General features: G+C 63.3%; 4 protein-coding genes. All 4 read left to right on the top strand.

Annotated elements, in window-relative coordinates; all coding sequences use genetic code 11:
• A partial coding sequence (locus ACLP25_RS24245) for a VOC family protein (protein ID WP_442471682.1) occupies positions 1-529 on the top strand: 529 nt, incomplete at its 5' end.
• Positions 519-800 (top strand): hypothetical protein, encoded by a 282-nt coding sequence (locus ACLP25_RS24240; RefSeq protein ID WP_442471681.1) that lies wholly within the window; start codon positions 519-521, stop codon positions 798-800. The genes ACLP25_RS24245 and ACLP25_RS24240, both read left to right, overlap by 11 nt.
• A complete protein-coding gene (locus ACLP25_RS24235) occupies positions 797-967 on the top strand; it encodes a DUF1127 domain-containing protein (protein ID WP_442471680.1) in 171 nt (56 codons plus the stop codon). Before ACLP25_RS24240 ends, ACLP25_RS24235 begins: the two co-directional genes overlap by 4 nt.
• A 325-nt stretch (positions 968-1,292) precedes the next feature.
• Positions 1,293-6,631 (top strand): trifunctional serine/threonine-protein kinase/ATP-binding protein/sensor histidine kinase (locus tag ACLP25_RS24230; protein ID WP_442471683.1); only part of this gene is annotated, 5,339 nt, incomplete at its 3' end.

The raw sequence follows: 6,631 nt of genomic DNA, 5'->3' as shown, positions 1-6,631 counted from the left end.
ACTAAGCTACCGCATCTCGATTGACAATATCGGCGAATTTTCGATTATTATTCGTTTTGTCGCGCCGCAGCAGCCGGGCGATTATAATTTCAAAAGGGAAACCGCGTCGACCGAGTGCGCCATGCTCGACCACGTAACATTACGGACCAGAGACCTCGAGGGAACCAAGGCGTTTTTCGAAACCGTCCTTGGGCTCGAGGCCGGCTACCGCCCGGCCTTCCCCTTTGCCGGCTACTGGCTCTACGCCGCCGGGCAGCCGATCGTACACCTCATTCCGGGCCCAGGCGGCCCGGTCGATCGGTCCGGCGAGACGATCGATCACGTCGCCTTTCGCCTCGACGACCATGAGGCGATGCGGCAGAAGCTCGACCGGCTCTCCATACCCTATTCGCAGATGAATCTGCCGGAGCTTGGCGAACGGCGTCTCTTCATACGTACGCCCACCGGCGTCCTCCTGGAGCTCGTCTTCCGCGCCACCGAGGCCGAATTTGTCACGTCCACAAGTCAGGAGCGGAGTCATGCCGAATAGAGCCATGCGTCTTGCGCCGGCGCCTTCCGCCGACAACGGCAAGCTCGATGGCTTTGTCATCGCCTCGACGATCTCCGAAATGCAGCGAGATGCGAGAGCGAAGGCCGCTCGCGCTTCCTATGAGTTCTGGAACACGGGCGACGATGATGCCCCGCTGAAGCGAGCCTTCGCGGTAAACTTTGTCGACCGCGCCGTGTGGCCGCCGCGCGCGCCGGCAACGATCGATTTGCGGCCCAGCAGGCGCCTGGCGCCAGAAAAGGAGTCGATATGAACACCCTCAAAATGATCTCGCAGAAGTTCAACGCTTGGCGGCGGTACCGAGAGACGGTGCGCGAATTGTCTCAGTTCTCTGACTATGAGCTGTGCGATATCGGCATCCGTCGCTGCGACATCGAAGACATCGTGCGCCGCTCCGGTCCCCGCAAGGCGGACGTGTAGAAGCGATGGCTGCCTCGGTGTGCTGAAGGCACGCCGCGCGGTTTCAACGGTCGGGTTCGAGCGGCCGATGTCGCCACGTGCAACAAATGACCTCTCAATTTGACCCGTTCGCGACGGCGTCGGGTAATGGCCGCTTTTTGCGCAAAGCGGAAGTTCCCACTCACTCAGCCCGTCCAGTCCAGAGCGCGCGGCGACCCGAAAGGAAACCCGAAGGACACTCAGGTTGCGCCGCGTTTGGTTAATCGGCACAATCGTCTGTGGGGCCGTGGGCGGAGTCCGGCGGTTGAGCCTTCCCTTGAAGTTCGATGCGCTTGGGGTGAGGGACCTGCAGATTTTGTGGGAGGACTCCGAGCGCGCGCTCTGCCGCGGGCGACGCCGCGACGCGGGTGGCGGCCTTGCCGCGGTTCTGATCGAGTTTCCCGTGGCGGAGCATCAGTCGCCGGTGGCGCTCGATCGCCTTGCGCACGAATACGGGTTGAAAGATGAGCTTGACACGGCCTGGGCTGCGCGACCGCTTGACATCGTGCGCGAAGGCGGCCGGACCGTCCTGTTGCGTGAGGATGGTGGCGGCGAGCCGCTCGAGCGGCTCCTCGGCGAGCCAATGGAAACGGGGCGGTTCTTGCGCCTGGCCATTGACATTGCCGCCGCTCTCGGACGTGCGCACCAGCGGGGCCTAGTCCATAAGGACGTCAAGCCCGCCAATATCCTGGTGAATTGCGCCGACGGCGGGGCGCGCCTCACCGGATTCGGCGTCGCCTCGCGACTGCGGCGTCAACGCCAAGCGCCGGAGCCGCCCGAGATCATTGCCGGCACGCTCGCGTATATGGCGCCGGAACAGACCGGGCGGATGAACCGCTCGATCGATTCCCGCAGCGATCTCTACGCCCTCGGCGTCACGTTCTATCGGATGCTGACCGGGCGACTGCCGTTTACCGCCGCCGATTCGATGGAATGGGTGCACTGCCACATCGCGCGCGAGCCGACGCCACCAGCTGAGCGGTCGCCTGCGATTCCGGCGCCGATCTCCGACATTGTGTTGAAGCTCCTCGCCAAGCCCGCCGAGGAGCGCCACCAGACGGCCGCGGGCCTCGTGCATGACCTCCGCCACTGCCTTGAGCAGTGGGAAGCGCATGGCCGCGTCGAGGCGTTTTCGCTGGGCGAACGCGACATGCCCGATCGGCTCATGATCCCCGAGAAGCTGTACGGGCGAGAGCGCGAGGTCGAAGCCTTGCTCGCGGCCTTCGATCGCGTAGTCGGCGGAGGCCAGCCGGAGCTCGTCCTGGTGTCAGGCTACTCCGGGATCGGCAAGTCGTCGGTGGTGAACGAGCTGCACAAGGCCCTGGTGCCGCCGCGCGGCCTCTTTGCCTCGGGCAAGTTCGACCAGTTGAAGCGCGACATCCCCTATTCGACGTTGGCCGAGGTCTTCCGCACGCTGGCGCGGCAGCTCCTTGCCAAAAACGACTCGGAGCTGGCGAGGTGGCGCGGGGCCTTTCAGGAGGCGCTGGGCCCAAACGGCCGGCTCCTCGTCGACCTCGTCCCCGAACTCAAGCTCGTCGTCGGCGAGCTGCCCCCGGTTCCCGAACTCGAGCCGCAGCAGGCGCAAAGCCGGTTCCGGCTCACGATGCGGCGTTTCATCGGCGTCTTCGCGCGGCCCGAGCAGCCGTTGGCCGTCTTCCTCGACGATCTACAATGGCTGGACGCTGCAACGCTTGACCTCATCGAGGATGTCCTGACCCAGGCGGACGTGCGCAATCTGATGCTGATCGGCGCCTATCGCGACAACGAGGTCGATGCCGCGCATCCGCTCGCGCGCAAGCTTGCGACGATCCGCAGCTCTGGGGCGAATGTCAGCGAGATCAAGCTTGCCCCGCTGCAACCCGAACACGTCAGACAACTCATCGCCGACGCGGTGCACTGCGACCCGCTCTGGGCCGAGCCGCTGGCGCAGCTTGTGTATGCGAGGACCGGCGGCAATCCTTTCTTCGCGATTCAATTTCTCCACGCCTTCGCCGACGAAGGGCTGCTCGCCTTCGATCCTGAGGCGCAGCGGTGGAATTGGGATCTTCAGCGCATTCGCGCCAAAGGCTACGCCGACAACGTCGTGGACCTCATGGTCGGAAAGCTCGCCCGCGCGGCGCCCGCAACGCGTAGAGCACTCGAGGACCTGGCATGTCTGGGCAATGTCGTCGACAACACATCGCTCGCGATAGCCCTCGGGGCCTCTGAAGGTGAGATCCATGCGGCTTTGTGGGACGCAGTACGGCAGGAGCTGGTCGAGCGGCTTCCGGACTCGTACCGGTTCGTGCACGACCGAGTGCAGGAAGCCGCCTATGCGCTCATTCCGGAGGACGAGCTCGCAGCGGCGCACCTGAGGATTGGTCGGCGTCTCGTTGCTGAGACGCCCCCCGAGAAGCGTGAGGAGCGAATATTCGAGATCGTAAGTCAGCTCAACCGCGCCGCGGCGTTGATCGTTGGTCAAGACGAGCGCGACGACTTGGCCGAGCTGAACCTAATCGCGGGCAAGCGCGCCAAGGCCGCGGCGGCCCACAACGCCGCATTAATGTACTTCACAGCCGGCCGAGCTTTGCTGCAGGAGACCGGATGGAGGCGCTGCTACCGCATCATCTTTGAGCTCGAGCTCAAATCGGCGGAGTGCGAATATTTGCTCGGTGACCTTGCGTCAGCGGAGAAGCGGCTCGCCGTCCTATCGACGCTCGCTCGCGGCACTGTCGACTCTGCCGCCATCACCTGCCTAGGCATCAATCTCTACACGACGGTGGACCAGAGCGACCGCGCTGTTGCGGTGGGCTTGGAGTATCTCCGGCGGATTGATGGCCAATGGTCGCTTAGCGCAACGGCCGAGGAGGTGCGCCAGGAGTATGATCGATTGAGTCAGCGGCTGCGGTCCACGCCGATCGAAGGACTCCTTGATATGCCGCCGATGAGAGACCCGGACCGCTGCGCGACCATGGACGTGCTCACCGTGCTCACGTCTCCGGCGCTATTCACTGACTTGAATCTGTTCCGTCTCGTTGTCAGCCGGATGGCGACCCTTAGCCTCGGGCATGGCAACAACGATGGATCATGTCTTGCTTATGCGTGGCTGGGCGGCGTCCTGGGCACGTACCTCGGAGAATACCAGGCAGGGTTTAGTTTCGGCAGGCTTGGCCTGGATCTGGTCGAGAAACATGGGCTCGACCGCTTCAGAGCCCGCGTTTACCTCGTCTTTGCTGTCCATGTTGCTCAATGGACCCAGCCGTTGCAAATGTCTCGCGCCTTCCTAAGACGCGCCTTCGAGGTAGCGAAGGAGTCTGGCGACATCTCGTATGCAGCCTATAGCTGCATCGACTTGGTCACAAACCGTATCGCCACGTCTGATTTGCTCAGTGACGTCGAGCAAGAGGCCGATCGAGGGCTCGAATTCGCGCGCAAGGTCGGGTTTGGCCTTGCCAGCGATTGCATCGCCGGTCAGCTACAGCTTATCCGCATGCTCCGCGGACGGACTGCCAACTTCACTTCTTTCAATGACGCGGGGTTCGACGAAGGCCGCTTCGAGGAACGTCTCCTGAACAATCCCCAGCTGGCGATTGGCGCATGCTGGTATTGGATTCGCAAGCTGCAAGCCAGCGTCTACGCCAACAACGACGCATCTGCAATCGCGGCTATGTCGAAAGTTGCGCCGCTTATGTGGACGGCTCCAACGCAATTTGAGTTGGCGGAATACCATTTCTTCGGGGCGCTTGCCCGGGCTGCGCATTGCGACTTGGCCTCGGCTGAGGAGCGGCCGCAGCATTTGCAAGCGCTGGCCGATCATTACGAGCAGCTCGTGGTGTGGGCTAAGAACTGTCCGGCAACTTTCGCCAACCGAGCGGCACTGGTTGGGGCCGAAATCGCGCGCCTCGAAGGCCGCGAGCTGGATGCGTTGCGTCTCTACGAGGAGGCCATCAGGCTTGCGCGCAACGAGGGTTTTATCCAGAACGAAGGCTTAGCCCACGAGCGCGCTGCATGGTTTTGCGGGGCACGCAACTTTCAAACGAGCGCTGACGCTCATCTGAAAAACGCCCGTCGATGCTTCATGAGCTGGGGCGCGGACGGAAAGGTGCGACAACTCGATCAGCTCTATCCCCACCTCAGCCAAGCAGCGGTTGCATCCGATCCAACCTCGACAGTCGGGGCGGCCGTGGAACGGCTTGATCTCGCGACGGTCATCAAGGTATCGCAAGCGGTGTCGAGCGAGATCATGCTAGACAAGCTGCTCGACACGCTCATGCGCGCCGCCCTCGAGCATGCCGGGGCTGGGCGTGGACTAATGATCCTGCTGCGCGGGGATGAGCGGCGGATCGCGGCGGAGGCGATCACGAGCGGCGACACTGTCACGGTGCAGCTGCGCGACGAGACTGCGACCGCGGCCGGGTTGCCGGAGTCGGTCCTCCACTATGTCCTGCGCACCCGGGAGATCGTGATTCTCGAAGACGTCGCCGCTGAGAATCCGTTTTCAGCGGACACCTACCTCCGCGAGCAGCAACCTCGTTCGATCCTCTGCCTACCGCTGATCAATCAGGCCAAGCTCATCGGGGTTCTGTACCTGGAGAACGAGCTCGCTTCCCACGTCTTTGCGCCCGCCCGGGTCGTGGTGCTGAAGCTTCTTGCCTCTCAGGCGGCGATCGCGCTGGACAACACCCATCTCTACCGGGATCTGGCGGAACGCGAGGCGAAGATCCGGCGGCTGGTGGAAGCCAACATTATCGGCGTCTTCGTTGGGGACTTCGATGGTCGGATTCTCGAGGCCAATGACGCGTTTCTCCGGATCGTCGGATACGACCGCGAGGACCTCGCGGCGGGCCGCATCAACTGGAAGGATCTGACCCCCCGGGACTGGCGCGAGCGCGACGCACAATGGATCGAAGAGCACAAACGGACTGGGGTCCGGCTGCCGATTGAGAAGGAATACTTCCGGAAAGACGGGCGCCGAGTCCCCATTCTGCTGGGCTCGGCGACGGTCGAAGACGGAGGAAACCAAAATGTCACTTTCGTGCTCGATTTGAGCCAGCGCAAGCAGGCGGAAGCAGAGGCGCGCGAGAGCGAGCAGCGCTACCGCGAGACCCAGACGCTGCTGGCGCATGCGAACCGCGTCGCGACGATGGGGCAGCTCACGGCTTCAATCGCCCACGAGGTGAACCAGCCGATCACGGCTACGGTCACCAACGCTCAGGCGGCGTTGCGCTTTCTCAGCGCTCCCCGGCCGGACCTGGACGAGGTCCGGGAATCGCTCGACTGCATTGTCAAAGACGGCGACCGGGCAGGCGCCGTCCTCGGTCGGATTCGCGCTCTCATCAAAGGGGCGCCGCCCCGCGATGAATGCGTGGAAATCAATGCGGCGATCCGCGAGGTGATCGAGCTTACCCGCAGCGAAGCGATGAAGAACGGCGTCCTGGTGCAGACGGAACTCGTCGATGGCCTGCCGGCGGTCCGAGGAGATCGGGTCGAATTGCAACAGGTGATCCTCAACCTGATCCTCAACGCCCTCGAGGCGATGAGCGCAATGAGCGAAAGGTCGCGGGAAGTACTGGTCAGCGCCGGGACAACCGAGGCGGGCGACGTGCTCGTCGCCGTGCGCGACTCGGGTCCGGGACTGACGCCGACTGCACCGGAGGACCTCTTCAG

This window comes from Roseiarcus sp., assembly GCF_052145395.1.
Lineage (GTDB): Bacteria > Pseudomonadota > Alphaproteobacteria > Rhizobiales > Beijerinckiaceae > Roseiarcus.
The sequence above is the reverse complement of the archived record's forward strand: the minus strand, read 5'-3'. Positions and strand labels throughout refer to the sequence as shown.